The 25,144-nt window shown below is 69.6% G+C and carries 23 protein-coding genes; 6 read left to right on the top strand and 17 right to left on the bottom strand.

Features of this window, described 5'->3' with window-relative positions:
• Positions 1-77: 77 nt before the first annotated feature.
• The 3 genes from IE160_RS01350 to IE160_RS01340 form a co-directional block, all read right to left on the bottom strand.
• Positions 78-2,978: a cell wall-binding repeat-containing protein gene (locus IE160_RS01350; RefSeq protein WP_191151432.1), complete on the bottom strand. Its 2,901-nt coding sequence runs from the start codon at positions 2,976-2,978 to the stop codon at positions 78-80.
• A 252-nt stretch (positions 2,979-3,230) separates the two neighbouring features.
• Positions 3,231-4,973: a glycerol-3-phosphate dehydrogenase/oxidase gene (locus tag IE160_RS01345; RefSeq protein ID WP_191151431.1), complete on the bottom strand. Its 1,743-nt coding sequence runs from the start codon at positions 4,971-4,973 to the stop codon at positions 3,231-3,233.
• A gap of 48 nt (positions 4,974-5,021) precedes the next feature.
• Entirely contained in the window at positions 5,022-6,140 is a 1,119-nt protein-coding gene (locus IE160_RS01340; RefSeq protein ID WP_179873816.1) for a GuaB3 family IMP dehydrogenase-related protein, read from the bottom strand.
• A 91-nt stretch (positions 6,141-6,231) separates the two neighbouring features.
• Between IE160_RS01340 and IE160_RS01335 the strand changes: the two genes are divergently transcribed.
• Entirely contained in the window at positions 6,232-7,263 is a 1,032-nt protein-coding gene (locus IE160_RS01335) for a Gfo/Idh/MocA family protein (protein WP_191151430.1), read from the top strand.
• Between the two features lie 60 nt (positions 7,264-7,323).
• Here IE160_RS01335 and IE160_RS01330 read toward each other — a convergent pair whose 3' ends face one another.
• Both IE160_RS01330 and guaB read right to left on the bottom strand, forming a co-directional pair.
• The gene (locus IE160_RS01330) at positions 7,324-8,322 is read right to left on the bottom strand and encodes a hypothetical protein (RefSeq protein WP_191151429.1); all 999 of its coding nucleotides are present in this window, start codon (positions 8,320-8,322) and stop codon (positions 7,324-7,326) included.
• 204 nt (positions 8,323-8,526) lie between these two features.
• Entirely contained in the window at positions 8,527-10,029 is a 1,503-nt protein-coding gene (guaB, locus tag IE160_RS01325; RefSeq protein ID WP_191151428.1) for an IMP dehydrogenase, read from the bottom strand.
• A 278-nt stretch (positions 10,030-10,307) separates the two neighbouring features.
• Between guaB and IE160_RS01320 the strand changes: the two genes are divergently transcribed.
• The 4 genes from IE160_RS01320 to IE160_RS01305 are packed head-to-tail and all read left to right on the top strand — an operon-like array spanning position 10,308 to position 14,248.
• Positions 10,308-11,588 (top strand): branched-chain amino acid ABC transporter permease, encoded by a 1,281-nt coding sequence (locus IE160_RS01320; RefSeq protein WP_179873012.1) that lies wholly within the window; start codon positions 10,308-10,310, stop codon positions 11,586-11,588.
• Between the two features lie 9 nt (positions 11,589-11,597).
• Entirely contained in the window at positions 11,598-12,578 is a 981-nt protein-coding gene (locus IE160_RS01315) for a branched-chain amino acid ABC transporter permease (RefSeq protein ID WP_191151427.1), read from the top strand.
• Positions 12,568-13,500 carry an ABC transporter ATP-binding protein gene (locus IE160_RS01310; RefSeq protein ID WP_191151426.1) on the top strand — a complete coding sequence of 311 codons (933 nt, stop codon included), beginning with the start codon at positions 12,568-12,570 and terminating at the stop codon, positions 13,498-13,500. Before IE160_RS01315 ends, IE160_RS01310 begins: the two co-directional genes overlap by 11 nt.
• Positions 13,472-14,248: an ABC transporter ATP-binding protein gene (locus IE160_RS01305; RefSeq protein WP_191151425.1), complete on the top strand. Its 777-nt coding sequence runs from the start codon at positions 13,472-13,474 to the stop codon at positions 14,246-14,248. Before IE160_RS01310 ends, IE160_RS01305 begins: the two co-directional genes overlap by 29 nt.
• 142 nt (positions 14,249-14,390) lie before the next feature.
• Here the strand turns inward: IE160_RS01305 and IE160_RS01300 are convergent, their stop codons facing one another.
• The 4 genes from IE160_RS01300 to groES all read right to left on the bottom strand — a co-directional run bounded on the left by IE160_RS01300 (position 14,391) and on the right by groES (position 18,562).
• Complete coding sequence (locus IE160_RS01300) at positions 14,391-15,650, bottom strand: ABC transporter substrate-binding protein (protein WP_191151424.1); 1,260 nt, start codon at positions 15,648-15,650, stop codon at positions 14,391-14,393.
• Positions 15,651-15,864: 214 nt separating this feature from the next.
• Positions 15,865-17,130: an ABC transporter substrate-binding protein gene (locus IE160_RS01295; RefSeq protein WP_191151423.1), complete on the bottom strand. Its 1,266-nt coding sequence runs from the start codon at positions 17,128-17,130 to the stop codon at positions 15,865-15,867.
• Between the two features lie 87 nt (positions 17,131-17,217).
• The gene (rarD, locus tag IE160_RS01290) at positions 17,218-18,195 is read right to left on the bottom strand and encodes an EamA family transporter RarD (RefSeq protein WP_191151422.1); all 978 of its coding nucleotides are present in this window, start codon (positions 18,193-18,195) and stop codon (positions 17,218-17,220) included.
• 70 nt (positions 18,196-18,265) lie between these two features.
• The gene (gene groES / locus IE160_RS01285) at positions 18,266-18,562 is read right to left on the bottom strand and encodes a co-chaperone GroES (RefSeq protein WP_152582531.1); all 297 of its coding nucleotides are present in this window, start codon (positions 18,560-18,562) and stop codon (positions 18,266-18,268) included.
• A gap of 143 nt (positions 18,563-18,705) precedes the next feature.
• On the opposite strand from groES, the gene IE160_RS01280 reads away from it, so the two are divergent.
• Complete coding sequence (locus IE160_RS01280) at positions 18,706-19,914, top strand: class I SAM-dependent methyltransferase (protein ID WP_191151421.1); 1,209 nt, start codon at positions 18,706-18,708, stop codon at positions 19,912-19,914.
• Between the two features lie 6 nt (positions 19,915-19,920).
• On the opposite strand, the gene IE160_RS01275 is transcribed toward IE160_RS01280, so the two are convergent.
• The 8 genes from IE160_RS01275 to IE160_RS01240 form a co-directional block, all read right to left on the bottom strand.
• Positions 19,921-20,451 carry a DUF4190 domain-containing protein gene (locus IE160_RS01275; RefSeq protein ID WP_191151420.1) on the bottom strand — a complete coding sequence of 177 codons (531 nt, stop codon included), beginning with the start codon at positions 20,449-20,451 and terminating at the stop codon, positions 19,921-19,923.
• 130 nt (positions 20,452-20,581) lie between these two features.
• Positions 20,582-20,890, bottom strand: coding sequence for a DUF4190 domain-containing protein (locus IE160_RS01270; RefSeq protein ID WP_224744520.1), 309 nt, complete (start codon positions 20,888-20,890; stop codon positions 20,582-20,584).
• A 111-nt stretch (positions 20,891-21,001) separates the two neighbouring features.
• On the bottom strand, positions 21,002-22,045 hold the full coding sequence (tsaD, locus tag IE160_RS01265) for a tRNA (adenosine(37)-N6)-threonylcarbamoyltransferase complex transferase subunit TsaD (RefSeq protein WP_224744519.1): 1,044 nt from the start codon (positions 22,043-22,045) through the stop codon (positions 21,002-21,004).
• Complete coding sequence (gene rimI / locus IE160_RS01260; RefSeq protein WP_191151419.1) at positions 22,042-22,524, bottom strand: ribosomal protein S18-alanine N-acetyltransferase; 483 nt, start codon at positions 22,522-22,524, stop codon at positions 22,042-22,044. Before rimI ends, tsaD begins: the two co-directional genes overlap by 4 nt.
• Positions 22,521-23,138: a tRNA (adenosine(37)-N6)-threonylcarbamoyltransferase complex dimerization subunit type 1 TsaB gene (gene tsaB / locus IE160_RS01255; protein WP_191151418.1), complete on the bottom strand. Its 618-nt coding sequence runs from the start codon at positions 23,136-23,138 to the stop codon at positions 22,521-22,523. The genes rimI and tsaB overlap by 4 nt, the downstream gene beginning before the upstream one ends.
• On the bottom strand, positions 23,122-23,646 hold the full coding sequence (gene tsaE / locus IE160_RS01250) for a tRNA (adenosine(37)-N6)-threonylcarbamoyltransferase complex ATPase subunit type 1 TsaE (protein ID WP_224744518.1): 525 nt from the start codon (positions 23,644-23,646) through the stop codon (positions 23,122-23,124). The genes tsaB and tsaE overlap by 17 nt, the downstream gene beginning before the upstream one ends.
• Positions 23,643-24,743 carry an alanine racemase gene (alr, locus tag IE160_RS01245; RefSeq protein WP_191151417.1) on the bottom strand — a complete coding sequence of 367 codons (1,101 nt, stop codon included), beginning with the start codon at positions 24,741-24,743 and terminating at the stop codon, positions 23,643-23,645. The genes tsaE and alr overlap by 4 nt, the downstream gene beginning before the upstream one ends.
• Positions 24,740-25,138 carry a holo-ACP synthase gene (locus tag IE160_RS01240; RefSeq protein WP_191151416.1) on the bottom strand — a complete coding sequence of 133 codons (399 nt, stop codon included), beginning with the start codon at positions 25,136-25,138 and terminating at the stop codon, positions 24,740-24,742. The genes alr and IE160_RS01240 overlap by 4 nt, the downstream gene beginning before the upstream one ends.
• Between the last annotated feature and the right edge of the window lie 6 nt (positions 25,139-25,144).

The following is a 25,144-nucleotide window of genomic DNA, read 5'->3' as shown; positions in this document are numbered from 1 at the left end:
GGCTGTCGCGTTCAGTGTACAAAGCAGCGGCGGGGCCCCCGCTGGGAGCCCCGCCGCCGGTGTCGTGCCGTGAGTGCCTAGTTGACGCCTGCGCAGAGCTCCAGGTTGGCCACGTCGGTGCTGAGTGCGGCCGGGCCTCCGAGCAGCACGATCGTCTCGGCGCCGAGCGCGACGATCGACTCGTAGACGTTCTCGGGGATGCACGCGGTGCGGCTCACGTACAGCGGCACCCCTTGGCCCGCGGCGAGCGCCGAGCCCGCGAGGGCGTCGGCGAAGCTCTCACCGGTGGCGAGGTACACCACGGTCTCGGCGTCGAAGGCGTTCTCGTTGATGGCCACCGAGGTCGCGTAGCGGTCGTCGCCCGAGGTGCGCTGCACCTGGTAGGACTCCGACACGAGCTGAGACTGGATGCCCCCGCTCACGACCGTCGTACCACCGGCGATGTAGATCTCCGTGGCGCTGAGGTCGTCGAAGGCCTGCAGCGTCGCCGCGTCGAGCGAGCTCGACGTGCCGCGAACGAGGATGACCGGCCCGCCGAGCTCGGCGGCCGCGGGGCCGGCCGTGAGCGCGTCGGGGAAGTTCAGCCCGCTCGCGATGTAGACCGCCCCGACGGTGGCGAATGCGTAGTCGGCGATGGCACGCGAGGTCGCGTACCGATCTGCTCCGGCGACGCGCTCGACGCTGGGCGAGAAGCTCAGGCCTTCGAGCGCGTTCTCGACCGAGGTCGACACGGCAGCGGTTCCGCCGACGATGACGATCGTGGCGGGGCTGAGCCTGTTCAGCTCCGCCCGCACCGCGGAGGGGAGCGTGTTCGCCGGGGTGAGCAGCAGAGGAGCGTTGTCCTGAGCGGCGGCCGGGGCTGCGCTCAGGGCGTCCGCGTATCCCACGCCGTTCGCGATGTAGACGGTGTCGGCGCCGCTCGGGAAGCCGTCCTCCGAGATGGCCACGGCCGTCTCGTAGCGGTCGTCTCCAGCGAGGCGCTCGGTGACGGGCGGCGCGAGAGTCTCGAGCTCGAACCCGAACGTCGTCTCCGCGCAGCCGATGGTGATCGACTCGATGGTCGCTTCGCCGATGACTCCCGAACCGAGGCTGTAGCCGTACTCCAGGATGCGCGCCTCGGGGTTGGCGAGCAGGTACTCGTCGAGCGTGCCGAGCGAGGGGTACCCGCCGCCGGAGGGAACACCGAATCCGGTGCCACCGGTCACCCAGAAGCGGGCGTCGGCCCAGTCGCCGTTGACGGTCGTCGTCCAGTCGCCGCCGCCGTAGGCCCAGGGCTCACCGACGAGCAGCGCGTCCTGCGTGCCGTCGCCGTCAGCGTCGAACCCGAGCTGCAGGCTCGGGCGCACACCGGTGTAGCCGTCGGCGATATCGAAGGCGATGTCGCCGACGTCGCTCAGCGCGATGTCGATCGGCGCGTAGCCGGCCGCCTTGGCCTGACCGAGGGTGCCCGGCTCACCGAAGGTCTCGACGCGCAGACCGTTCTCGGTGAACTCGTTGATGCCCTGATCCCGCGTCTGCGAGAAGTCCCAGTCTCCGAGCGCGAGGTTGGTGACCTCGGTCGAGGTCGTGGTCACGCAGGATTCGATCACCGGCTGGGTGAAGGTGTAGCGCGTGTCGTCCCAGACGAGGCTCGGTACGACGGCCGTGGTGTCGGCCTGCACGCCGTAGCCGGCGAGCGCGACCCCTCCACCTTCGGCGGCGGCGAGGTCGAAGACGGCGTCGATGAGCTCTCCGAGGGAGGCAGTCTCCTGCACGCCGTAGTCACCGAAGGCCCGCGTGGTCGCCCACGTGTCGGCCTGCGAGAAGGAGTGGCTGCCGGCGGTCAGGCTCGTCGAGCGCAGTGTGGTGAACGTCGGGTCGAGCGGGTCGCCGAAGAAGAGCGGCACCTGGTAGGTCACGGATCCACTGGCGACCTCGACGCTCGCGCGCTCGACGAGCGAGCGGAGCTGCGAGCGCGTCAGCGTGTTGGCCGTGACGCCCTCGGGCGTCGCCAGGTCGGTGCCCTTGATGACAGTCGACGGGTCTCCGAGGCCGAGGTGCAGACCGTCGGCGAGGACGACCGAGTTGTCGAGCGTGCCGTTGGGGTTGCCCTCGTGCCACTCGGTGTAGGTCTGCGCGGTCTCGTTCGCCTTGACGTCGCGCTCGTACACCGTGACCTCGGTGAGGGGGTCGACCGCGGGAACGCTGTCGGCGGTGATGCGCATGACCAGTCCGTTGAAGGTGCTCCAGCCGGAGCTGACCTTGAAGGTGCCGTCATCGCCGCCATAGTTCGTAGCCCAGAACATCTCGTCCGTGGTCTCATCGGCACCCGTGGTAGGTGCCGCCGGGGAGAGGCTGACGTTGAGTGAGTCATACGGACCGCCCACACCGAGGGGGTTGGCGCCGTAGTTCCGCGTGTTGTACGCGATGGCGACGATCACTTCATTGCCGACGAGCACATCGAGGTCGCTGAAGACGACGTTGGCCGAGATGCGATCCGAGCACTCACCTGCGGCGTCCTGCCACTTTCCCGCGTTCTCATCCGTGCAGTCGTCCGAGGCTGATGGGCGGTACGGAATCGACATTGTCTTCGTCGTGGTGTCGATCAAGTCTCCGGCCGCGACGTCGGCTCCGCTCCGGTCGACCTCATAGAGATTGAGGGTGATGGGGTGGTCGAACGTGGCTCCGACCGCGCTCTCGCAGTCGTCGTCCTGCCAGGAGCCTGACTCGCATGCCCAGCTCGTCAGGTTGACGACGACCTCGGTGACACGGCGATTGTCACCGTCGAGGCTCACCAGATCCCCGAACTGCGAGGTCTGAGTCGATTGGAAGGCCAAGCTCGAGTAGCCAGTCACGGGTGCGTCGGGTATCGAGTCGTAGACGACGGCGGGCGCGGCCGAGGCCGGCGCCGCGACGGCGATGCTGAGGCCCGTGAAGGCCAGGGCGAGGGCGGCGGTGCTGCCGAGCAGGCGCGCGCCAGGGGACGATGAACGGATCACAATAGGGCTCCAGTGGGGGGTCTGGCGACCCTGCCGGCGTCGGCGATGGCGCATGCAGCTCGCGGGTACGAGTCGTCGGGTGCGCACCGATCATGCGTCAGTCGGCAGCGTTCGGGTAAGGGTGATGCTTCGGGTATGAGCACGGATTCACCGTTGCCGACGAATCCTGACTCACCCTCACGCTACGTCAGACCACCGACATTGACAAGAAAATGTCGGATTCCGCACTCGTCGGCAGCCTGCGCGAACCGCTCACGACGACGACTGCACGCGCGATGACACATCCGGCGCCGCGATCCGCACGCGGTCGGCGCTCTCGTCGTCCGGCTGCTCCTGGCTCGCGCGTTCCGCCTCTACACGGCGCAGATAGTGCTCGACCTCCCACTGGCGGCGCTCGTCGTCCCAGCCGAGCTCGGCAGCCATGAGGTCCGCGACGACGGGTGCCGCCTCGACGCCGCGATCCCACGCCTCGATCGAGATGCGCGTGCGACGCGCGAGCACGTCCTCGATGTGCAGAGCGCCCTCGTGCGTCGCGGCGTAGACGACCTCCGCGGCGATGTAGTCGTCCGCTCCCGGCAGGGGCTCCTGCAGCTCGGGTCGGGCGATGATGAGGTCGAGCAGTTCATCCGTGAGCACGCCGTAGCGGTTGAGCAGGTGCTCGATGCGCACCTTGTGCACGCCGAAGGCCCGCGCGATCTTGCCGCGCTTGTTCCACGCCGCCTGGTAGCCCTCCGCGCCGAGCAGCGCGATGTCCTCGGTGACGCTCGCCGGCACCTTGCCGTCGAGTGCGGCCGCGGCCTCGTCGATCGCGTCCTTGGCCATGATGCGGTACGTCGTCCACTTGCCGCCCGCGACGACCACGAGCCCGGGCACGGTGTGCGCGACGATGTGCTCGCGAGACAGCTTGGAGGTCTCGTCCGACTCCCCGGCCAGCAGCGGCCGCAGCCCGGCGAACACGCCCTCGACGTCCTCGCGCGTGAGCTTCACGGCGAGCACCTCGTTGACCGTCGTGAGCAGGTAGTCGATATCGGCCGCCGTCGCTGCCGGGTGCGCCTTATCGAGATCCCAGTCGGTGTCGGTCGTGCCGATGAGCCAGTGCCGGCCCCACGGGATGACGAAGAGCACACTCTTCTCGGTGCGCAGCAGGAGGCCGAGGGTCGACTGGAACCGATCGCGCGGCACAACGATGTGGATGCCCTTCGAGGCCCGCACCTTGAATTGCCCGCGCTCCCCGACCATCGCCTGCGTGTCGTCCGTCCACACGCCCGTCGCATTGACGACCTGGCGCGCTTTCACCTCGAAGCGCTCCCCCGTCTCGAGGTCGTGCGCCGTGACCCCGACGACGCGCTCGCCGACCTTGAGGAACCCTTCGACGCGCACGCGGCTCGCGACGTGGGCCCCGTAGAACGAGGCCGTGCGCGCGAGGGTCGACACGTAGCGGGCATCGTCGACCTGGGCGTCGTAGTACGTGAGCCCACCCGTGAACGCGTCGCCGCGCAGGCTCGGTGCCGCCCGCAGCACCTGGCGGCGGCTCAGGTGTCGGTGGTGGGGAACCCCGGGCGGGCGCCCGCCCGTGTAGCTGAAGAGGTCGTAGAGCGCCATGCCCGCTCCGATGTAGGCGCGCTCGATGAGCGGCTTCGTGAGGGGGAAGAGGAATTTCACGGGCTTGACCAGGTGCGGGGCGAGGCGCTGCAGCAGCAGCCCCCGCTCGATGAGCGCCTCGCGCACGAGGCGGAAGTCGAGCTGCTCGAGGTACCGAATGCCGCCGTGCACGAGCTTCGACGAGCGCGAGCTCGTTCCGCTCGCCCAGTCACGCTGCTCGAGCATCCCGGTACTGAGCCCTCGCGTCACGGCATCGAGCGCGGCGCCGGTGCCGACGATGCCGCCGCCGACGACGAGGATGTCGAGCTCCTTCTCACGCAGCCGGGCGATCGCCGCCGCACGCTCGTCGGGGCCGAGCTTGGTGGAGCGGGTGACGGTCTTTCCTCGAACCATGCTGTTCTCCCGAGTGTGAGGCGCGGGGGCCGCGCGGCGCCCCCGACGCTAGTGCGACTGGTACGGCGCGATCACGACCTCCACGCGCTGGAACTCCTTGACGTCCGAGTAGCCGGTCGTCGCCATCGATCGTCTCAGAGCTCCCATGAGATTGACCTGGCCATCCGCCTGAGAGCTCGGCCCGAGGAGCACCTGCTCGAGCGGCGCGAGCTGGCCGACGTGCACGCGATGGCCGCGCGGCAGCTCGGGGTGGTGCGCCTCGGCGCCCCAGTGCCAGCCCCCGCCCGGAGCATCCGTCGCGCGCGCGAGAGCCGACCCGAGCATGACCGCGTCGGCGCCCATTGCGATCGCCTTAACGATGTCGCCGCTCGTACCGAGGCCGCCGTCGGCGATGACGTGCACGTAGCGGCCTCCAGACTCGTCGAGGTAGTCGCGTCGGGCGGCGGCGACATCGCTGATCGCGGTCGCCATCGGCGCGTGGATGCCCAGGCTCAAGCGCGTCGTCGACGCAGCCCCGCCGCCGAAGCCGACGAGCACCCCTGCAGCGCCTGTGCGCATGAGGTGCAGCGCGGCGGTGTAGCTCGCGGCGCCGCCCACGATGACGGGCACGTCGAGCTCGTAGATGAACTTCTTCAGGTTGAGAGGCTCGGCGTCGGTGCTCACGTGCTCGGCGCTCACCGTCGTCCCTCGGATCACGAAGAGGTCCACCCCGGCCTCGAGCACGGCCTCGTGGTACTCCTGCGTGCGCTGCGGGCTCAGCGCTCCAGCAACGGGCACCCCTGCCGCGCGGATCTCCGCCAGCCGCGCGCTGATGAGCTCAGGCTTGATCGGCTCGGCGTACATGGCCTGCATGGCTGCCGTCGCCTCGGCCGGGTCGAGGTCGCGGATGCGGGCGAGCTGAGCCTCAGCATCCTCGTACCGGGTCCACAGCCCCTCCAGATCGAGCACGCCCAGACCGCCGAGGCGACCCATCGCGATCGCCGTCGCGGGGCTCATCACCGAGTCCATGGGCGCCGCGAGCACGGGCATCTCGAACTTGAGCGCGTCGATGCTCCACGCGAGCGACACCACCTGGGGGTCGCGGGTACGACGGCTGGGCACGACCGCGATGTCGTCGAACGAGTACGCCCGACGCGCGCGCTTGGTCTGCCCGATCTCGATCTCCATCACGCCTCAACCCTACCGGCGGAAGCCCGGCGCACGGCGAGCGGTACGGTGACGGAAGGCGGTCGACGGCGAGCGCCGCGAGGAGGGCGACATGACGAGCAGCGCACTGAGCATCGAGCGGCGCGGCGAGCGCGACGTCGCGCCGTTGCGCATCGCGGTCGTCGGCGCAGGCGGCTGGGGCGCCCAGCACGCGCGGGTCGTCACCGAGCGTCTCGACACCGAGCTCGTGGGCATCGTGGGTCGCGACCCCGGGCGCACCGAGGCGCGCGCGGCCACCTACGGCACGCGCGGCTACACCTCCCTCGACGGGATGCTCGAGGCCGAGCATCCCGACCTCGTCACCGTGTGCCTCCCGAATGAGGAGCACTTCGCCCCCACCCTCGCCCTGCTGCGCGCAGGCGTGCCCCTGCTCGTCGAGAAGCCGCTCGTGTTCGACCTCGGCGAGGCGGACGCGCTGCTCGAGGCCGCAGGCGACACGTTCTTCGCCATCAACTTCAACCACCGCTACGCCGAGCCCGTGCTGCGCGCGCGGGCCGCGATCGAGGCCGGCGAGCTCGGCGACCTCGTGTTCGCGACCTGGCGCTTCGGCGGCGAGGCGAACCGCGGGCCGTCGCCGCACGCCAACCTCATCGAGACGCAGTGCCACGGCTTCGACCTGCTCGAGCACCTGTGCTGGCCTATCGCGTCGGTCGCCGCGCAGATGACGTCGATGACCTACGGGGCGTTCAGCACGGTCGCGATCGCCCTCGAGTTCGCCTCGGGCGCGGTCGGCACGATGCTCGGCACGTACGACTCGTCGTACGCCTACCGCGACAGCCAGGTCGTCGAGCTCAACGGCACGGCGGGCCGTGCGGTCATCCGCGACACCGTCGGATCGCTGAGCCTGCAGTCGGTCGGCGACGAGACCGAGCGGGTGTGGCGGCCGGGCTACTTCGACGACGAGGCACGGTCGTTCGAGCGCACCTTCGACCGGCACCTGGATGCTGTGCTCGCGTCTCTGCGCGCCGGCACGCCGCCGCCCGTGCCGGCGTCGGCGGGTCGCCGTGCGCTCGAGCTCGCGCACGCGGTCATCCGCTCGCACGAGTCGGGTGCGCGCGTGCCGACCGCGCCCGCCGGCGCGTAGCCGCCCGCCGCACCCGCCCCGCCACCCGCGCTTCGCACGGAAAGCGACACGTCGCACGCGTCAGAGCGTGCGAGGTGTCGCTTTCAGTGCGAGGCGCGCAGGCCGTGAGCGCCGAGGCACTCCGGCAGCCTCGAGCTTGTGGCGCAGGAGACGCGGATCTCGCAGGTCGTCCCACACGCAGCGGAGCATCCCGTCGCCGGTTCCCCGAACGGCGTCCTCCCGATCCTTCTCCTCGATGACCACCTGCTCGGCGCTGCGGCCGCCCCGCGCCTCGCCGGCTCGGTACTTGAGGCGCCCATCGAACTCACCCGCGAGCCGAATCGTCGGCCACCGAACGTCGGTGCGGAAGCGTCGACCGTCGGCGAGCCGGTACTCATGCTGCAGGTCGGGAACCTCGAAGCCGAGTTGGTGGATGAGCACACGCATCCAGGACTCCCCCGGCGACTCGGCGCGTCCGTCGGCGAATGCGAGAGCGCGCTCGAGGCGAGCCCTGCCTCGCACGAGCGCGAGAGCCTCCGCAGCCGCGCGGATGTCGTCCAGGGTCGTCGCCGGGGCGCCGGGACGCCGCCGTACCCGAACCGCCCAGTCGATCGCCGCGACGGCCCGCCCGAACCCTGAACGGACGGCCAGTTCGGCGAGCGTGCGCGGCAGATCCGTCACCACTGCCCCGCGATGCTCGACGACACGGAACTCGTCATCCGCGGTTGCCCAGTACCGCAGATCAGAGGCCCGCCGGGTGGCGCGGTCGTCCCACCCGAGCGCATCCACCACCGGAGCGAACTCGTCCTCCAGAATCGGCACTCCCCACACCCGCGCCGCAGAGATGCCGCACAGCGGCTGCCGAAGGCGCCCCCGAGTTGCGGCGGCAACCGTGCGCAGCAATTCGCGATCCCAAGGGTCAAGACGCTCGACCACCGCGCGCGGCACGTAGATGCCGCGAACCAGTCGCACGACCTCGCCCTGCACAGTCGCTCGCTGCAGCGACCGGGCGAGGGATGGGTCGTCGACCTCGGCGACCACGATGGCGTGAGCGAGTGCGTCGGCGATGATGTCGGCCATGCCGTGACCTTGCCCCAGCTACCGGGAGCCGCGTGCGTCAGGTACCCGAATGTGCACAGTGTCCGCTCGCGAGCATCTCCTGAGGAGGCGCGTCAGCACGTCGTACTCGTTGCGACACCTCGCACGCTTCCGACAGTACGAGGTGTCGCAACCCGTACGAGGCGACCGCAGATGCGCGGCCGGCGGGAGTGGGGTGGATGGCGCCTACCGGCGGTAGTTGGGAGCCTCGACGACCATCTGGATGTCGTGCGGGTGGGACTCCTTGAGGCCGGCCGCCGTGATGCGCACGAACTTGCCCCGCTGCTTGAGATCCTCGATCGTGCGGGCCCCGGTGTAGAACATCGACTGCCGCAGGCCACCGAGCAACTGGTAGACGACCGAGCCGACGGGTCCGCGGTAGGGCACCTGGCCCTCGATGCCCTCCGCGATGAGCTGCTCGTCGCTCGGCACATCGGCCTGGAAGTAGCGGTCGCGCGAGTACGAGGTCTTCGTTCCGCGCGTCTGGAGCGCGCCGAGGGAGCCCATGCCGCGGTACGACTTGTACTGCTTGCCGTTCACGAAGATGAGGTCACCCGGGCTCTCGTCGGTGCCCGCGAGCAGCGAGCCGAGCATGACGGTGTCAGCGCCGGCGACGATCGCCTTCGCAATGTCGCCCGAGTACTGCAGGCCGCCATCGGCGATGAGCGGGACGCCCGCCGGCCGGGCCGCGAGGGACGCCTCGTAGACGGCCGTGACCTGGGGCACACCGACGCCCGCGACGACGCGCGTCGTGCAGATGGAGCCGGGGCCCACACCGACTTTCACGGCGTCGGCGCCCGCATCGATGAGCGCCTGGGCTCCCGTGCGCGTCGCGACATTGCCTCCGATGACGTCGACCTCCGCGAAGGCCGGGTCGGCCTTGAGCCGAGCGATGATCTCGAGCACGCCCCGGCTGTCGCCGTTCGCCGTGTCCACCACGATCGCATCGATCCCCGCGTCCCGCAGGGCTCCAGCGCGCTCCCACGCGTCACCGAAGAAGCCGATGGCGGCGCCGACGCGCAGTCGACCGGCCGTGTCCTTCGTCGCGTTCGGGTACTTCTCGCTCTTGTCGAAGTCCTTGACCGTGATGAGTCCGCTCAGACGACCCGCATCGTCGACGAGAGGCAGCTTCTCGATCTTGTGCTGGGCGAAGAGCGCCAGCACGTCGTCCTGCGAGATACCCACAGGACCCGTGATGAGCGGGGCGGCCGTCATGACGTCGCGCACGAGGGTCGTCGGGGCTTCGAAGGCCGACACGAACCTCATGTCACGGTTCGTGATGATGCCCACGAGCGTGCCGTCGCCCTCCACGACAGGGAGGCCAGAGACACGGAAGCGCCCGCACAGGGCGTCCACCTCGGCGACCGTCGCATCGGGCGTCGTCGTGACGGGATTGGTGATCATGCCCGACTCTGAGCGCTTCACCTTGTCGACCTGCTCGGCCTGATCGTCGATCGAGAGGTTGCGGTGCAGCACCCCCATGCCGCCGTGGCGCGCCATCGCGATCGCCATGCGCGCCTCCGTCACGGTGTCCATCGCGGAGGACAGCAGCGGAGCGTTGACGCGGATGCGCCGCGTCAACTGCGAGGCGGTCTCGGCCTCGCTCGGAATGACGTCCGTGTGGGCGGGCAGGAGCATGATGTCGTCATAGGTGAGGCCGACGAAGCCGAACGGATCGGGCTGGTCCATGAGTCCCCTCGAGGTGCGCGGAAGTGGGCCCGGATGCAACGGCGAATTCCGGTTCTTCAGCTTAACGCGTTAGGCAGAAACGTATTCCGTGGCAATAATGGCTAGTCATCGGTGGTTGCCGCCGCGAAACGCGACGGCAACAAACGATCCGTATCGTCAACGATGACGACAGGGCCCAACCCGCCCGCGGGGCAGCACGCCTCGACCCGGAACAACCTGGAGGTTTCGTGGCACACGCTGCTAGCAGACCAGTCGCCCGGCGGGCACCACGGCGGCTCATGGCTGTCCTGTTCGCCACGGTCGTGGCTGCTCTCACTCTGTCCGTCGCCGCACCGGCTGCTGCTGACGAGGTCGGTCTCGACGAGTACGACTTCCGCATCAGCGGCCTCGTCGAGCTCGCCGACGAACCACTCGAAGACGTACGGCTCGTCATCGACGGGGCTGGCTTCAGCGTCGAGGTGGAGACCGGCGCGGACGGCCGCTGGGCCGTGGGCGTGCCCGAACAGGGCGACTACACCGTCACGCTCGACGAGACGACGCTCCCCGACGGCATCGCCGTCGTGCAGACGACGCAGGAGGGGGACGAGACCCCCAACAGCCGCGATGTCAACGTCGGACAGTCCGGCAGCACCGTCTTGAACTTCTTCATCGGCCAGGGCGAGCGCAACACCCTCAATCTGTGGGATCAGATCGTTGACCGCTTCTTCAACGGGCTCAACTTCGGCCTGCTGCTGGCGCTCGCCGCCATCGGCCTGTCTCTCGTGTTCGGCACGACCGGACTGAGCAACTTCGCCCACGCCGAGCTCATCACCTTCGGTGCTCTTATGGCGCTCACCTTCAGCACGGTGGTCGCCCTGCCGCTGTGGCTCGCCCTTCTCATAGCGCTCATCTTGAGCGCGGCGTTCGGTTGGGCGAACGACGCAGGCCTGTGGAAGCCGCTGCGCAGGCGCGGCGTCGGGCTCATCCCGATGATGATCGTGAGCATCGGCTTGTCGCTCACCCTCCGCTACGTCTTCCAGTTCTTCTACGGCGGCGAGACCCAGCAGCTTCCCGGCGCGACCGATTCTTCGTTCTCGATCGGCGCATTCGGCCTCTCCTGGATCGATGTCGGCAGCATGGCGCTCTCGGTCGTGGTCCTGCTCGCGGTCGCCTACTTCCTGCTGCGCACGCGCATCGGCAAGGCGACGCGCGCCGTCTCCGACAACCCCGCGCTCGCGGCAGCCTCGGGCATCGACGTGGACCGCGTGATCCGCATCGTGTGGGTGCTCGCGGGATTCCTCGCCGGCATGTCCGGCATCATCTGGGCCTACTTCCGGCCCGGCGTCGGCTGGGACATGGGCTTCCAGCTGCTGCTCCTGACGTTCGCCGCGGTGACGCTCGGCGGACTCGGTACCGCGTTCGGCGCTCTCGTCGGCGCGCTCATCGTCGGTTTCTTCGTCGAGATGTCGACGCTCATCATCCCCTCCGACACGAAGTACGTCGGGGCGCTGATCATCCTCATCCTGGTGCTGCTCGTGCGGCCTCAGGGAATCCTCGGACGCAAAGAACGAATCGGCTAGGAGCGGACCATGGACTGGATTCAACTACTCTCCAACGCCGCGCAGGAGTTCATCTCCCCGACGACGGCCGCCTACGCGCTCGCCGCCCTCGGCCTCGCCGTGCACTTCGGGTTCACGGGCCTGCTGAACTTCGGCCAAGCGGGCTTCATGATGCTCGGCGCATACGGTTTCGCCATCGCGACGCTCACGTTCGGCTGGCCCGTGTGGGCGGCGGTGCTGTTCGGCGTCGTCGCGTCGATCGTCTTCGCCTTCATCCTGGGTCTGCCGACCTTGCGACTGCGCGCGGACTACTTGGCGATCGTGACGATCGCCGCGGCCGAGATCGTGCGCCTGCTCTTCACGACGAACGTGTTCGAGCCCGTCACGGGGTCTGCGAACGGCCTGCAGGGCTACAAGGGCGGCTTCGAAGATCTCAACCCTATTCCCGAGGGCACCTACGGCTTCGGCCCGTTCGTCTACAACGAGTACGACTGGTGGGTTCGCATCGTCGGGTGGGGGGTCGTCGTCATCGCGGCCATCATCACGTGGCAGCTCTTCAAGAGCCCCTGGGGTCGTGTGATCAAGGGCATCCGCGAGGACGAGGATGCTGTGCGCGCGCTCGGCAAGAACGTCTACTTCTACAAGATGCAGTCGCTGATCCTCGGCGGCGTGTACGGCTCCCTCGCCGGCATGATCTTCATCCTGCCGCGTTCAGTGGTGCCCGCGAACTACCAGCCGACCCTGACGTTCTTCATCTACGCGATCCTCCTGCTCGGCGGGGCCGCGACCGTCTTCGGTCCGATTCTCGGCGCGATGGTCTTCTGGGTGCTGCTGTCGTTCTTCTCCGGTTTCATCGCTCGTGCTGTCAGCGAGGGCTTCATACCCTTCATGACGACCGTGCAGGCCGGCCAGTTGCGCTTCATCTTCGTCGGCATCGCGATCATGCTCATCGTCATATACAGACCACAGGGAATCCTGGGCAACAAGAAGGAGCTGGCTTTTGTCAAGTAGCAGCCCGAGTGACGCCACCGGCCCCGTCAAGACCACGGGGCTCCATGTCGGCGAGGCCGCACCCGGCGTGGCCAAGACCGACCCGATCATCGTTGCCGACCACATCACGCGCCGCTTCGGCGGGCTCACGGCGGTCGATGTCGACCACATCGAGATTCCGCGCGGGGCGATCACGGCGCTCATCGGCCCCAACGGAGCGGGCAAGACGACGCTCTTCAATCTCCTGACCGGCTTCGATCAGCCTGACTCGGGCAAGTGGACCTTCGACGGCTCCGGCATCTCGGGCATTCCCGCGTTCAAGGTGGCCCGCAAGGGCCAGGTGCGCACCTTCCAGCTGACGAAGGCGCTCGCGCTGCTCACCGTGCTCGACAACATGAAGCTCGGGGCCAAGGGGCAGCGGGGCGAGAGCCTCTTCCGCGCTCTCTTCCCGTTCATCTGGAAGAAGCAGGAACAGGAGATCGAGGAGCGCGCGCTCGTGCTCCTCGAACGCTTCAAGCTGCTCGAGAAGAAGGATGACTACGCTGCGAGCCTCTCCGGCGGCCAGCGCAAGCTGCTCGAGATGGCGCGTGCTCTCATGAGCGAGCCCACTCTCGTCATGCTCGACGAGCCGATGGCGGGTGTGAACCCGGCGCTCACGCAGTCCCTCCTCGACCACATTCTGGGTCTCAAGGAGCAGGGCATGACGGTGCTCTTCGTCGAGCACGACATGCACATGGTGCGGCACATCGCCGACTGGGTCATCGTCATGGCGGAGGGCCGCATCGTCGCCGAGGGCGACCCGCACGAGGTCATGGCGAATCCGGCCGTGATCGACGCCTACCTGGGCGCTCACCATGATGAGGACCTCGGGGCCATCGACTCCGAGGCGAAGGACGCGATCAAGGAGCTGGCCGATGACGACGCCGACGAAGTCAAGCACTGAAGCGGGAAGCGCCGCCGTAGACGACCGCAAGCTCGTCGTCCACGTGGACAAGGTGACGGCCGGCTACCTGCCCGGCATCGACATCCTCACCGACTGCTCGCTCACTGCCTACGACGGCGAGCTCATCGGCATCATCGGGCCGAACGGGGCCGGCAAGTCGACGCTTCTCAAGTCGATCTTCGGGCTCGTCAAGGTGCGCCAGGGCACGATTTCCCTCTACGGAGACGAGATCACGAATCTCAAGGCGAACAAGCTCGTCTCCAAGGGCGTCGGCTTCGTGCCGCAGACCAACAACGTCTTCCCGACCCTCACGATTCGCGAGAACCTGGAGATGGGCATCTTCCAGAAGCCCAAGGAGCTCGATCACCGACTCGAGTTCGTGGTCGACATCTTCCCCGAGCTCGGCAAGCGGCTCGGGCAGCGTGCCGGCTCGCTCTCCGGCGGTGAGCGCCAGATGGTCGCCATGAGCCGCGCCCTCATGATGAGCCCCGAGGTGATCCTGCTCGATGAGCCCAGCGCTGGCCTCTCGCCCGTGCGGCAGGACGAGGCCTTCCTGCGCGTCAAGGAGATCAACAAGGCGGGCGTGACGACGATCATGGTCGAGCAGAATGCTCGGCGCTGCCTGCAGATCTGCGACCGCGGATACGTGCTCGACCAGGGCACCGACGCTTACGAGGGCGCGGGCCGCGACCTGCTCAACGACCCCAAGGTCATCGGCCTGTACCTCGGGACCCTCGGCCAGGAGTAGCGCCCGCAGAACCGCCACGAGGGCCCCGCAGAGCACGTCTCCGCGGGGCCCTCGTGCGTCTGCTCGCGGGGCTCCGCCACGCGGCGGCACGACAAAGGGCCCCGGCGTGATGCCGGGGCCCTCCGTGGTCAGCTAGTCGAGACTAGTTGAGGCGGTTGCCCGCGTAGGTGTTGTCGTCGCCGTACTCGAAGATGCCGATGGTGGCCTCAGTGGGGTCACCGGCGTCGTTGAGCGTGATCGGGCCCGAGGGGCCGTCGTAGTCGACGATGCCGCCGTCGGCGATGATCTGCGCGCAGGACGCGAAGTCCGTGCACTTCTCACCGTCGCCGGAACCACCCGAGACCTCCTGCAGCTTCGACGCGATGTCGACACCATCGGTCGAGCCGGCCGCGAGAGCGGCGAGCGCGATGAGGATGGTGGCGTCATACGACTCGGACGAGTACAGGTACGAGTCCAGGTCGGGGTCGATCGCGTCAAGGCGGTCGGTGAAGTCGTCCGTCAGGTTCGGGGCCGGGGCAGTGCCCTTGGCGCCCGTGATCAGACCGGTCTCGAAGTCTGCACTGTAGTCGGCGAGGTTGCCGTCCACGAAGTACAGGTTCTCACCCGGGTATCCCGCGCCCACGAGGCCCGGAACGACGATCTTCGCCTGGTCGAACGTGATGACGGCGATCGCGTCGGGGTTGGCAGCGGTCAGCGCCGAGATCTGCGAGTCGAAGCTCGTGTCACCCTCGTTGAACAGCTGCTCCTCGACGACCTCGCCACCAGCGGCCTCGAAGGTCGAGGTGAGCTGCGCCGCGAGGCCGGTGCCGTACGCGTCGTTCAGCACGAGCAGACCGAGGGTCGCTGCGCCGTCTTCCGCGATCAGGTTTCCGAGAACCTCACCCTGGAGCAGGTCCGAGGGGGCGGTGCGGAAGTACAGGCCGTCGTCGTCGTAGGTCGTGAAGTCCGGCGAGGTGTTCGCCGGCGAGAAGTGCACGACGCCCGCGCCGGTGATCTGGTCGATCACCGTGAACGAGACACCCGAGGACGCTGCGCCGATGATGGCGTCGACGTCCTGCGAGAGGAGGTCGGTCACCGAGACGGTTGCGGTGTCGGTCGTGGTGTCACCGGAGTCGCGGTAGATCGCTTCGACGGTGAGGCTCGTACCCGCCTCGTTGATCTCCTGCACGGCGAGCGCGACGCCCGCCTCCTCGGGGGGCCCGAGGAACGCCAGCGCGCCACTCTGGGGCAGGATGGTGCCGATCGTGAGAGTCAGGTCTTCAGCGGGGCCAGCAGGCTCTTCCTCTGTCGTCGCTGCGCATCCACCGAGGATGAGTGCGCTGGTGCCCAGGACGGCAATGCCGCCGAGGACCGACTTGAGAGAACGAGAGCGGCCGGCCGAGCCGGAAGTGAATACGCCCATGTTGCTCCTTGCGTTTCGAATGTGTTCAGGACACGGCAACGGGATACGTCACCATTAAGCCACCGTACGGCGGTAGTGAGGCACGCACAATACGTACGGGTTACATCCCTGTAACGCCGAGATTCGATGTCACAATCCGATCACAGCGACGGATTCCGTCGAGAAGTGTGCATCGAGCGCGCGATTCCGCATCGGGACGGTGATGCCCGGTCGATCATCGCAACCGCAGCGTGCCGATGCGCACCGGCCGGTTCTCCTCCGAGTACCGGTAGAGCCCGTAGTCGGCCTTCGTGACGTCACCCGAGGCGTCGAACGCGACATCGCCGACGAGCCCGACGTAGTGGAACGAGCCACGATCGTCGTGGACGACCCGGCACTCGGCGACGCTCCCGCAACGGTAGCCCTCCGCGGTGATGCGGGGCAGGCCGGCGGCGATGGACGGTCCGCCGTCGTCGTCGTACTCGAGCGCGGCGAGCGCGGCGAGGACGACGGCGTCGTAGGTCTCGACCGCGTATCGGAAGCTGCGCAGCGCCGGGTCGGACTGGCGGAGCCGCGCGATGAACTGATCGCTCGCTGGGGTGCCTTCGAGCACCCCGTACGCGCCCTCCAGCACGCCCTCGGGAAGGGTGGCGGAGTAATCGGCCATGTTCTGCGATGTCAGCCAGAGCGTGCGCCCTGCGACGTCCACCTCCGCGAGCGCGACGATGAGACCGCGTGTCTGCTCATCGAGGGCCGTCGTCGTCGCGATGACCACGGCATCCGGCTCCACCGCTGCGATGTCGGTCGCCATGCGCGCCAGGTTGCTCGACTCGGTGAGCGTCTCGAGGCCGCCCAGCAGCGCGTCCTCGTCAGCGAGGCCCGCGATGATGCTCGCCTCGAGGGCGAGGCCGAGCTCGTCATCGTCGGTGACGAGCACGATCGAGGAGCCCCCCGCGGCGAGGACCGACTGCGCGATGAGCGCCCCCTGGTTCTCGTAGGAGGGAATGGTGCGGAAGAGCACGCCATCCTCATCCTGCGCGCGCAAGGAGGGGTAGGTGGCCGCGGGCGAGATGACCGTCACGCCCGCCTCCGCGGCGAGCGGGATGATCCGCTCGGCCAGCACGGAGGTTGCGGGCCCGATGATCACGTCGACCTCGAGCTCGAGGAGGTCTGCCATCGCCGACTCGAGGTCGTCGCCCGACGCATCCCCGGAGTCTCGGTGGAAGATCTCGACGGGCTCGCCCAGCACTCCCCCGGCCGCGTTGACGTCGCGCACCGCGACCTCGGCGGCCGCGACGAGGGCAGGGCCGATGAAGGAGATGTCGCCGCTCGTCGGGAAGAGGGTGCCGATACGCAGCACGCCGTCGCCGCTCGCCTCGACGGTCGCGACGGCGCTCGGCGTCTCGCTGGGCGTCGGCATGGGCCCGAGGCCCGAGCATGCCGTGAGGCCGAGCGCGGCCGCGACGAGCACCGCTGAGGCGGCACGAGGTGTTGTGCGCATCGGGGTCTCCTTCGCGCTGGTCGGTGTCGAGTGCTGGGGTCGCGCGGACGACGGTGGCTGCTCACCCGCACACTAGCGCTCCGCCGCTCAGACCGGTTCCACCGGCGGCGGTGCGGCGCGGCGCCGGGAATGCTGACGCGCACGCACCGCGTCCGTGCTCAGCACGATGAGGGCGAGCCAGACGAGGGAGAAGCCGATCCAGCGCTCGAGGGGCATCGCTTCTCCCATCACGATCACCCCGAAGAGGAACTGGAGCACGGGTGCGAGGTACTGCACGAAGCCGACCACGGTGAGGGGCAGTCGCCGGGCTGCCGCGGCGAAGAGGAGGAGCGGAATGGCCGTGACCACGCCGGCGAGAGCGAGCAGCAGCGTGTGACCGGGGTCCACCGTGCCGGCGGTGAGCGAGCCGAGCATGCCGATGACGACAAGCTCGCCGATGGCGAGCGGCACGAGCCAGGCGGTCTCGAGGGTGAGCCCGCCCACAGCCGAGACTCGGGGGCCCATGCGGTTCTTCACATAGCCGTAGAACCCGAACGAGAAGGCGAGCGCGAGCGCGATCACGGGCACCGTGCCGTAGCCGACGGCCAGCACGATCACGGCGACGATGCTCAGAGCGACTGCGCACCACTGGGCGGGCCGTAACCGCTCGCGGAGGAAGACGACCCCGAGCGCGACCGTGACGATGGGATTGATGAAGTATCCGAGCGCCGCTTCGAGGATGAAGCCGCTGAGGGAGGCGTAGACGTACACGTGCCAGTTGACGGCGATGAGGACTGCCGCGACGGCACTGAGGAGCAGGATGCGCCGGTCGACGATGAGCGCCCGCAGGGCAGGGAAGGTGCGCGTCGCCCCGATGATGAGAAGGCAGAAGACCAGAGAGAGCAGGATGCGCCACGCGACGATCTCGACGGGCCCCGTCGGCATGAGGGCGATGAAGTAGACCGGCAGGAGACCCCAGAGCCCGTAGGCGCCGATGGCGGCGAGAAGGCCTGTCGACGAGGAGCGAGGGTCGGGCACAGCCTCACTGTAGTGCCGCTCGCGGGGCTCGCCGCACCGCTCCGGCATGCTCCCGGAGACGCCGAGACCCCCGTTGCGCCGAAGCGCAACGGGGGTCTCGGCCCGTGGAGGATCCGCGCTAGCGGACGACCACCGCGAGCACGTCGCGCGCCGAGAGGACGAGCAGCTCGTCGCCGTCGTACTTGACCTCGGTACCGCCGTACTTCGAGTACAGCACGCGGTCACCGACGGAGACGTCGATGGGGACGCGGTTGCCGTTGTCGTCGATGCGGCCGGGGCCGACCGCCACGACCTCGCCCTCCTGGGGCTTCTCCTTGGCGGTGTCCGGGATCACGAGACCGGAAGCAGTGGTCTGCTCCGCCTCGACCTGCTTGATGACGATGCGATCTTCGAGCGGCTTGATGGAGACCGACACGGTTGACCTCTTCTTTCCTAAAGACGATGAGGGAGTTGGCACACTCGCCCTGCGAGTGCCAGCACCACTGTACCCAAGGAGTTAGCACTCATGCAATCCGAGTGCCAATGCGCCGAGCGCGCAAGGGTGGGAGGATCGCTGGCATGGAGAGCGCCGAGCTACGAGAACTGTTGACGCAGGAGGCGCTCGCACTGCTCGATTCGCTTGAACCGAGCACCTCCACCGACGATGTCGTGCGACTCGTGAGTCGGTTGCGTCGAGACGGGCATCCCGCTGCTCGCGTAGCCGCCGTGCTCTCGCAGTACCGTCTGCGCCGCCGCGCCTCCGCTAAGTTCGGCCAGTTCGCCGATCGCATGCTGTTCACCGAAACCGGCCTCGAACAGGCCACCCGACTGCGCGTTGCCGCGCTCCACGCCGGCCGCTTCGCGGCCGCGGGCCTCGAGCACGTCGCCGATCTCGGGTGCGGAATCGGGGGGGACGCGATGGCGATGGCCGCACTCGACCTGCGCGTGACCGCGGTCGAGCGCGACGAGGTCACGGCCGCCCTCGCCGCCTACAACCTGGCGCCGTGGGCGAGCGCCCACGTCGTGCATGGCGATCTGACGGCGATCGACCTCGACGGCGTCGACGGCATCTGGCTCGACCCCGCTCGGCGCGAAGGCGCACGCCGACTCGCCGACCCCGGCGACTGGTCGCCCCGCCTCGACAAGGCCCTCGAGCTCGCCCGTCGGCGGCCGGCCGGCATCAAGCTCGGGCCGGGCATGGATCGAGCGCTGCTGCCCGATTCCGGCGAGGCGCAGTGGGTCTCCGTGGGCGGCGACGTCGTCGAGCTCGTGCTGTGGAGCGGCAGCCTCGCCCGCCCGAACGTCGGGCGCGCCGCTCTGGTTCTGGGCGCCGACGACAGCGCGCACGAGCTCACCGCGAAGCGCGACAGCGAGGACGCTGCGGTCGGCGAGCTCGGCGACTGGGTCTACGAGCCAGACGGCGCGGTCATCAGAGCCCGCCTCATCGGCCTGCTGGCCGACCAGCTGGGGGGCCGGATGCTCGACCCGACGATCGCGTACATCACGGCCGACCGGCTCGCGCCTACCCCCTTTGCGCGCGCGTTCCACGTTCGGGAACGCTGGCCCCTCGACGTTCGTCATCTGCGGCGCGAGCTCGCCGCGCGCGAGATCGGAGTGCTCGAGATCAAGAAGCGCGGCGTCGACATCGATCCCGCAGCCCTGCGGCCGAAGCTGCAGCTGCGCGGTGATCGCTCAGCGGTGCTCATCCTCACCCGCGTCGCGGGCGAGAAGGCGGTCCTGCTCGCCGAGCGGGCGGACGAACCGCCGCGCGCGACGAGCGGGGCCTAGCAGTGCCTAGAACCCGCCGAGCGTCGCCGCCGGGATGAAGAGCAGGGGCAGCAGGAAGATGCCGACCCAGAAGATGCCCCACAGGATCGAGATGCCGAGCCCGATGTAGCCGGTCACGAGGCCCGCGATGGCCATGCCGCGAGCGTGCGGCTCGCGATTGAGGCCCAGGTGGCCGAGGATGACGCCCGCGAGCGCCGGCAGGAGACCGAAGCCGACGAACGAGAGCAGCAGGCCCACGATGCCGCCGATGAGCGCAAGAATGCTGAGCGTCGACGCGGGGCCGGCCGGCGCGGCCGCGTAGGGCTGCTGGCCCGCGTAGGGCTGCTGCGCGTAGGGCGACGCCCCCGGGGCAGCGGGAGGTGGTGCGGCAGTCGGCGTGGTCGCAGCCGCGGGCTTCTTCGCAGCAGCGGGCTTCTTGGCGGCGGCCGGCTTCGTCGCGGCGGGCTTGCGGGCCGCTGGCTTCTTCGGGGCCGCGGCGAGGGGCTCGTCGCCGGCGCCCTCATCGGCGGCGGGGCTGGGGATGTCGGTGCTGGCCATGCGGTGTCCTCGCTCGAACGGATGACGGATGCCCTCAGCCTAGCGATCGCAGACCGCTCTCCGGGGTCCTGACGGCGCGCACGGGAAAGGCCCGCCCGCGACATCGCGGACGGGCCTCAGGTCGACAGCTCTAGAAGGTGCTGTAGCTGACCGCGCTGCCGAAGATCAGGAACGGCAGGATGATCGTGACGACCCAGAAGATGATCCACAGCACGCTGAAGACGTAGCCGAGGATCGTGCCGGTGAGGGCGAGGCCGCGGCCGTTCTCCCCGGTCTTCTTGATCTGGCTGAGCGAGATGTGGCCGACGACGATGCCGGCGATGGGAATGAGGATTCCCAGGATGAGCGCGACGATCGCGAGCGTGTTGGTCTTCTGCTCGGGAGCCGACGAGTACGGCGTCGACGAGGGCTCAGGGGCGGGAGGAGGTGCGTCAGTCATGGTGCTCCTAGTGATGTCGTGGCGAAACCGGGGTGGGCGATCCCATGTTTCCAGTGTCCCGAGGGGGTGTCAACGCTCGCGAGGGAGCGGCGCAGCCGCCGGCGAGCATCCCTAGGCCTGAATGCGCGTGACCGGAAGCGTCGAGTCGGCGCTGACGTCGAGCGTCGACGGCGGGTGCCCCGCGGCGATGAGCTGGGCGCCCAGCGCGGCGATCATGGCCCCGTTGTCGGTGCACAGGGCGAGGGGCGGGATGCGCAGGCTCACGCCTGCCGCCGCGGCGCGCTCCTCGGCGAGCGCCCGCACGCGCGCATTGGCGACGACTCCCCCGCCGAGCAGGAGGCGGGGCACGCCGAGATCCCGACACGCCGCGATCGCCTTCGCCGTGAGCACGTCGGCCACTGCTTCGCGGAAGCTCGCCGCGACATCCGCCACGGGCACCTCCCCTCCCGCATCGCGCACGCGCTCGACGTGCCGCGCGACCGCGGTCTTGAGCCCCGAGAACGAGAAGTCGTATCGGTGCCTCTCGAGGTCCTTCGGCAGGGTGAGCCCGCGCGGAAAGCGGATCGCCGCCGGGTCGCCGTCCGCGGCGACGCGATCGATGTGCGGGCCGCCCGGGTATGGCAGGCCGAGGAGGCGGGCCACCTTGTCGAAGGCCTCCCCCGCCGCATCGTCGATCGTCTCCCCCAGCAGCTCGACGTCGCTCGTGAGATCGCGCACGAGCAGAAGACTCGTGTGGCCGCCCGAGACGAGCAGCGCCACGGTCGGCAGTTCGAGCTCTGTGCCGTCGTCGCGCAGCACATCGGCACCGACGTGCCCGACGAGGTGGTTGACGGCGTAGAGCGGGCGGTCGAGCGCGAGAGCGAGTGCTTTCGCGGCGCCCACGCCGACCATGAGAGCGCCAGCGAGCCCCGGTCCGCTCGTGACGGCGATCGCGTCGAGGTCGGCGAGTCTCACGTCGGCTTCGGCGAGGGCCGCCCGAATGGCGGGCTCGATGGCCTCGAGGTGCGCACGCGCGGCGACCTCGGGCACGACGCCGCCGTAGCGGGCGTGCTCCTCCATCGAGGAGGAGATGACGTTGGCGAGCAGAGTCGAGCCGCGCACGATGCCGATGCCGGTCTCGTCGCAGCTCGTCTCGATGCCGAGCACGAGGCTCACGATGCCAGCTCCGCGCGCATGACGATCGCATCCACGTCGTCCGGCTGGTAGTAGCGCGGCCGCACGGCGATGCGGGTGAAGCCGTGGCGCTCGTAGAGGGCCTCCGCCCCGGGGTTGTCGGCGCGCACCTCGAGCAGCATCTCCCGCGCACCGCGATCCCGGGCGAGCGTGAGCAGGTGCCGCACGAGCACGGTGCCGACCCCGAGCCGCCGGTGCGTGGGGTCGACCGCGATCGTCTGCAGGTCGGCCTGCTCGGCGCGGGGCACCGCGCTCAGTCCCGCGTAGGCGACGACCTCGTCCCCCGACTCGGCCACGAGGTACACGGTGTGCGGTGAGGCGAGCTCGGCGGCCATGACATCCCTGCTCCACGCATCGGCGGGAAAGGTCGCGCGCTCGAGGTGCATGATCGCGTCGAGGTCGGCGAGCGCCGCCTCCCGCAGCCGGATGCCCGGCCCACCCTCGGCACGAGACGCGGTCATGCCGACACCCGCTTGGGAGCGGCGAGCGTCACATCCGGTGCTCGCAGGTACAGGGGTGCCGGCTCGGGGAACGACGCTCCGACCGCTCTGCGCGCCTGGGCCGCTCGTGCGAGCCAGACCGCGGGGATCTCCGCCACCTCGTGCACCGTGAGCCCTGGCTCGGGCACGTAGGCGACGCGCTCCACGAGGTGAGCCGGTTCGACCTCCGCCGGGACCGGGAGCGCGGCGGTGTAGACGGTCACCGCCACTTCGCGGCGACGGGCATCCGTGACGATCGCGAAGCGACCGGCGACCTCGCCCGCGACGAGCAGACGCAGCGCCACGGCCTCGTGACTCGGCACCCCGAGCACCGGGATGTCGAGACCGAGCGCGAGGACGCGCGCCGCCGCGAGACCCACCCGCAGGCCGGTGAACGGACCAGGGCCGATGCCCGCCGCCACCGCGGTGAGGGAGCCGCGCACGTCGGGAGCCGCAGCGAGCATCGCGGCGAGGAACGGCCCGATGACCTCCGCGTGGCGGCGGGTGTCGGCAGTCGAGCGTTCGGCGACGACCGCACCGTCCTCGGCGAGCAGGGCGACCGAGGTTCCCGCCGAGGTGTCAATCGCCAGGAGCATGCAGCCAGCCTAGGTCGGCCCAGCGAGCCCCGACGCCCTGGACCGTCACGCTGCGCGGTTCGACAGGCTCGAGGGAGGGGTCGTCAGTCGCCGAGGAGTCGCCGTGAGCATCGCCGGCGCCGTGCGGTCGCGCGATCGTCACCGCGAGCCACTCGTCGATGATGTGCTCGAGCAGGCCCGCCCCCCACTCGACGACGGTGATGCTCTCCGCGAAGTCGAGGTCGAGGTCGTCGAGCTCGCGCGCGTCCGCCAGCCGGTACGCATCGACGTGGACGAGCGGCGGGCCGTCCACGCGCGGATGCGTGCGGGCGAGCACGAAGGTCGGGCTCGTGACTGCGCCCCGCACGCCGAGAGCGGCTCCGAGCCCGCGCGTGAGAGTCGTCTTGCCCGCCCCGAGCTCGCCCGTGAGCAGCACGGCATCCCCCGCCCGCAGCTGCGCGGCGATGCGCGCGCCGAGCTGCTCCATCGCCTCCGGGTCGGCGATCGTGAGGTGCGCGGCGCCGCTCACGAGCGCACCTGGGTGCGGGTCACCCGGCGCCCGAGCCGGGTGACGATCTCGTAGCCGATCGTGCCAGCGGCATCGGCCCACTCCTCGGGGGAGGGGGCGCCCGTCGCGGGGTCACCGAACAGCACCGCGCGGTCACCCACCGCCACGTCCGCGTCGCCGACCTCGACGACGCACTGGTCCATCGCCACACGACCGACGACGCGATGGCGCCGCCCCGCGATCACGACGGGGCCGTCCACGGCATGGCGCGGCACGCCGTCCGCATAGCCGAGCGGGACGAGCGCGAGGGTCGTCGCCCGGTCGGTGCGATGGCGGTAGCCGTAGGAGACCCCCGAGCCCGCGGGAACCCGCTTGACGTTCACGACGCGCGCACTGAGCTCCATCGCCGGCCGCAGCGGCACGGCGCCGCGCAAGTGGACCTCAGGGGCGATGCCGTAGAGAGCGATACCGACGCGCACCATGTCGTAGCGCGCCGCAGGATGGTCGAGTGCGGCGGCCGACGCCGCGACGTGGCGCAGCCCGGGTTCGAGGCCCGCGGCACGCACGGCGTCCAGGAACTCCTCGAAGGCGACGACCTGCGCGCGGTCCTCCTCGGCCGTCGTGTTCGACAGGTGCGTGAAGACGCCGCCCAGACGCAGCGAGCCCGCCGCCTGCGCGCGCGCGACCGCGTCGACGATCGCGCCCCACTGCGCAGCAGGGGCCCCGTTGCGGCTGAGCCCGGTGTCGACCTTCACGTGCACGACCGCGCGGTGGCCGACCGCGGCAGCACGCTCTACCTCCGCGAGCGAGCTCACCCCGAACTCGATGCCCGCCTCGGCTGCCGCGTCCAGGTCGGCGAACGGGTCGTGCAGCCACGCGAGCACGGGCGCGTCGATGCCCGCTGCGCGCAGCTCGAGCGCCTCGTCGATGTCGGCCACTCCCAGATGGTCGGCGCCAGCCTCGAGCGCCGCGCGTGCGGCCCTCGCAGCACCGTGGCCGTAGCCGTCGGCCTTGACGACGGCCATGAAGTGGGGTGTCGGCGCCGCGCGCCGCATCCGCTCGGTGTTGTGCGCGATCGCACCCACGTCGATGCGGGCCTCGCGGAAGGGGCGGGTCATGCGGCCTCCCCCGCGGCGGGGTCGGAATCGGCAGGGTCGGAATCGTCCGACTCGGCGACGACGAACGCCGTGGCCACGCCCGCATCGTGCGACATCGACACGTGCAGGTGCGCGATGCCGCGGCTCGCCGCGATCTGAGCGGCGCGCCCGCTCACCCGCAGGTCGGGGTTCCCCTCCGCATCGGAGACCACCTGCATGTCGTGCCATCGCACGCCGTCCGTCGCCCCGAGTGCCTTGAGGAGCGCCTCCTTCGCCGCGAACCGCCCCGCGAGCGAGCGCAGCGGCAGGCCGCGCTCAGCGGGGGCGAAGAGACGATCGACCAGGCCGGGCGTTCGTCCGACGGCGCGCTCGAAGCGGGCCAGGTCGACGACGTCGACGCCGATCCCGACGATCACGAGCGC

This window comes from Chryseoglobus sp. 28M-23 (genome assembly GCF_014789785.1).
Lineage (GTDB): Bacteria > Actinomycetota > Actinomycetes > Actinomycetales > Microbacteriaceae > Microcella > Microcella indica.
The sequence above is the reverse complement of the archived record's forward strand: the minus strand, read 5'-3'. Positions and strand labels throughout refer to the sequence as shown.

What these genes read in the sequence shown, in the direction of transcription:
- IE160_RS01270 (WP_224744520.1), bottom strand. Translation starts at nt 20,890, where the DNA reads ATGACTGACGCACCTCCTCCCGCCCCTGAGCCCTCGTCGACGCCGTAC.
- rarD (WP_191151422.1), bottom strand. Translation starts at nt 18,195, where the DNA reads ATGCCGGAGCGGTGCGGCGAGCCCCGCGAGCGGCACTACAGTGAGGCT.
- rimI (WP_191151419.1), bottom strand. Translation starts at nt 22,524, where the DNA reads ATGACCGCGTCTCGTGCCGAGGGTGGGCCGGGCATCCGGCTGCGGGAG.
- IE160_RS01330 (WP_191151429.1), bottom strand. Translation starts at nt 8,322, where the DNA reads ATGGCCGACATCATCGCCGACGCACTCGCTCACGCCATCGTGGTCGCC.
- tsaB (WP_191151418.1), bottom strand. Translation starts at nt 23,138, where the DNA reads ATGCTCCTGGCGATTGACACCTCGGCGGGAACCTCGGTCGCCCTGCTC.
- IE160_RS01305 (WP_191151425.1), top strand. Translation starts at nt 13,472, where the DNA reads ATGACGACGCCGACGAAGTCAAGCACTGAAGCGGGAAGCGCCGCCGTA.
- IE160_RS01275 (WP_191151420.1), bottom strand. Translation starts at nt 20,451, where the DNA reads ATGGCCAGCACCGACATCCCCAGCCCCGCCGCCGATGAGGGCGCCGGC.
- alr (WP_191151417.1), bottom strand. Translation starts at nt 24,743, where the DNA reads ATGACCCGCCCCTTCCGCGAGGCCCGCATCGACGTGGGTGCGATCGCG.
- IE160_RS01315 (WP_191151427.1), top strand. Translation starts at nt 11,598, where the DNA reads ATGGACTGGATTCAACTACTCTCCAACGCCGCGCAGGAGTTCATCTCC.
- IE160_RS01345 (WP_191151431.1), bottom strand. Translation starts at nt 4,973, where the DNA reads ATGGTTCGAGGAAAGACCGTCACCCGCTCCACCAAGCTCGGCCCCGAC.
- IE160_RS01300 (WP_191151424.1), bottom strand. Translation starts at nt 15,650, where the DNA reads ATGGGCGTATTCACTTCCGGCTCGGCCGGCCGCTCTCGTTCTCTCAAG.
- IE160_RS01295 (WP_191151423.1), bottom strand. Translation starts at nt 17,130, where the DNA reads ATGCGCACAACACCTCGTGCCGCCTCAGCGGTGCTCGTCGCGGCCGCG.
- IE160_RS01280 (WP_191151421.1), top strand. Translation starts at nt 18,706, where the DNA reads ATGGAGAGCGCCGAGCTACGAGAACTGTTGACGCAGGAGGCGCTCGCA.
- IE160_RS01320 (WP_179873012.1), top strand. Translation starts at nt 10,308, where the DNA reads ATGGCTGTCCTGTTCGCCACGGTCGTGGCTGCTCTCACTCTGTCCGTC.
- guaB (WP_191151428.1), bottom strand. Translation starts at nt 10,029, where the DNA reads ATGGACCAGCCCGATCCGTTCGGCTTCGTCGGCCTCACCTATGACGAC.
- IE160_RS01340 (WP_179873816.1), bottom strand. Translation starts at nt 6,140, where the DNA reads ATGGAGATCGAGATCGGGCAGACCAAGCGCGCGCGTCGGGCGTACTCG.
- IE160_RS01335 (WP_191151430.1), top strand. Translation starts at nt 6,232, where the DNA reads ATGACGAGCAGCGCACTGAGCATCGAGCGGCGCGGCGAGCGCGACGTC.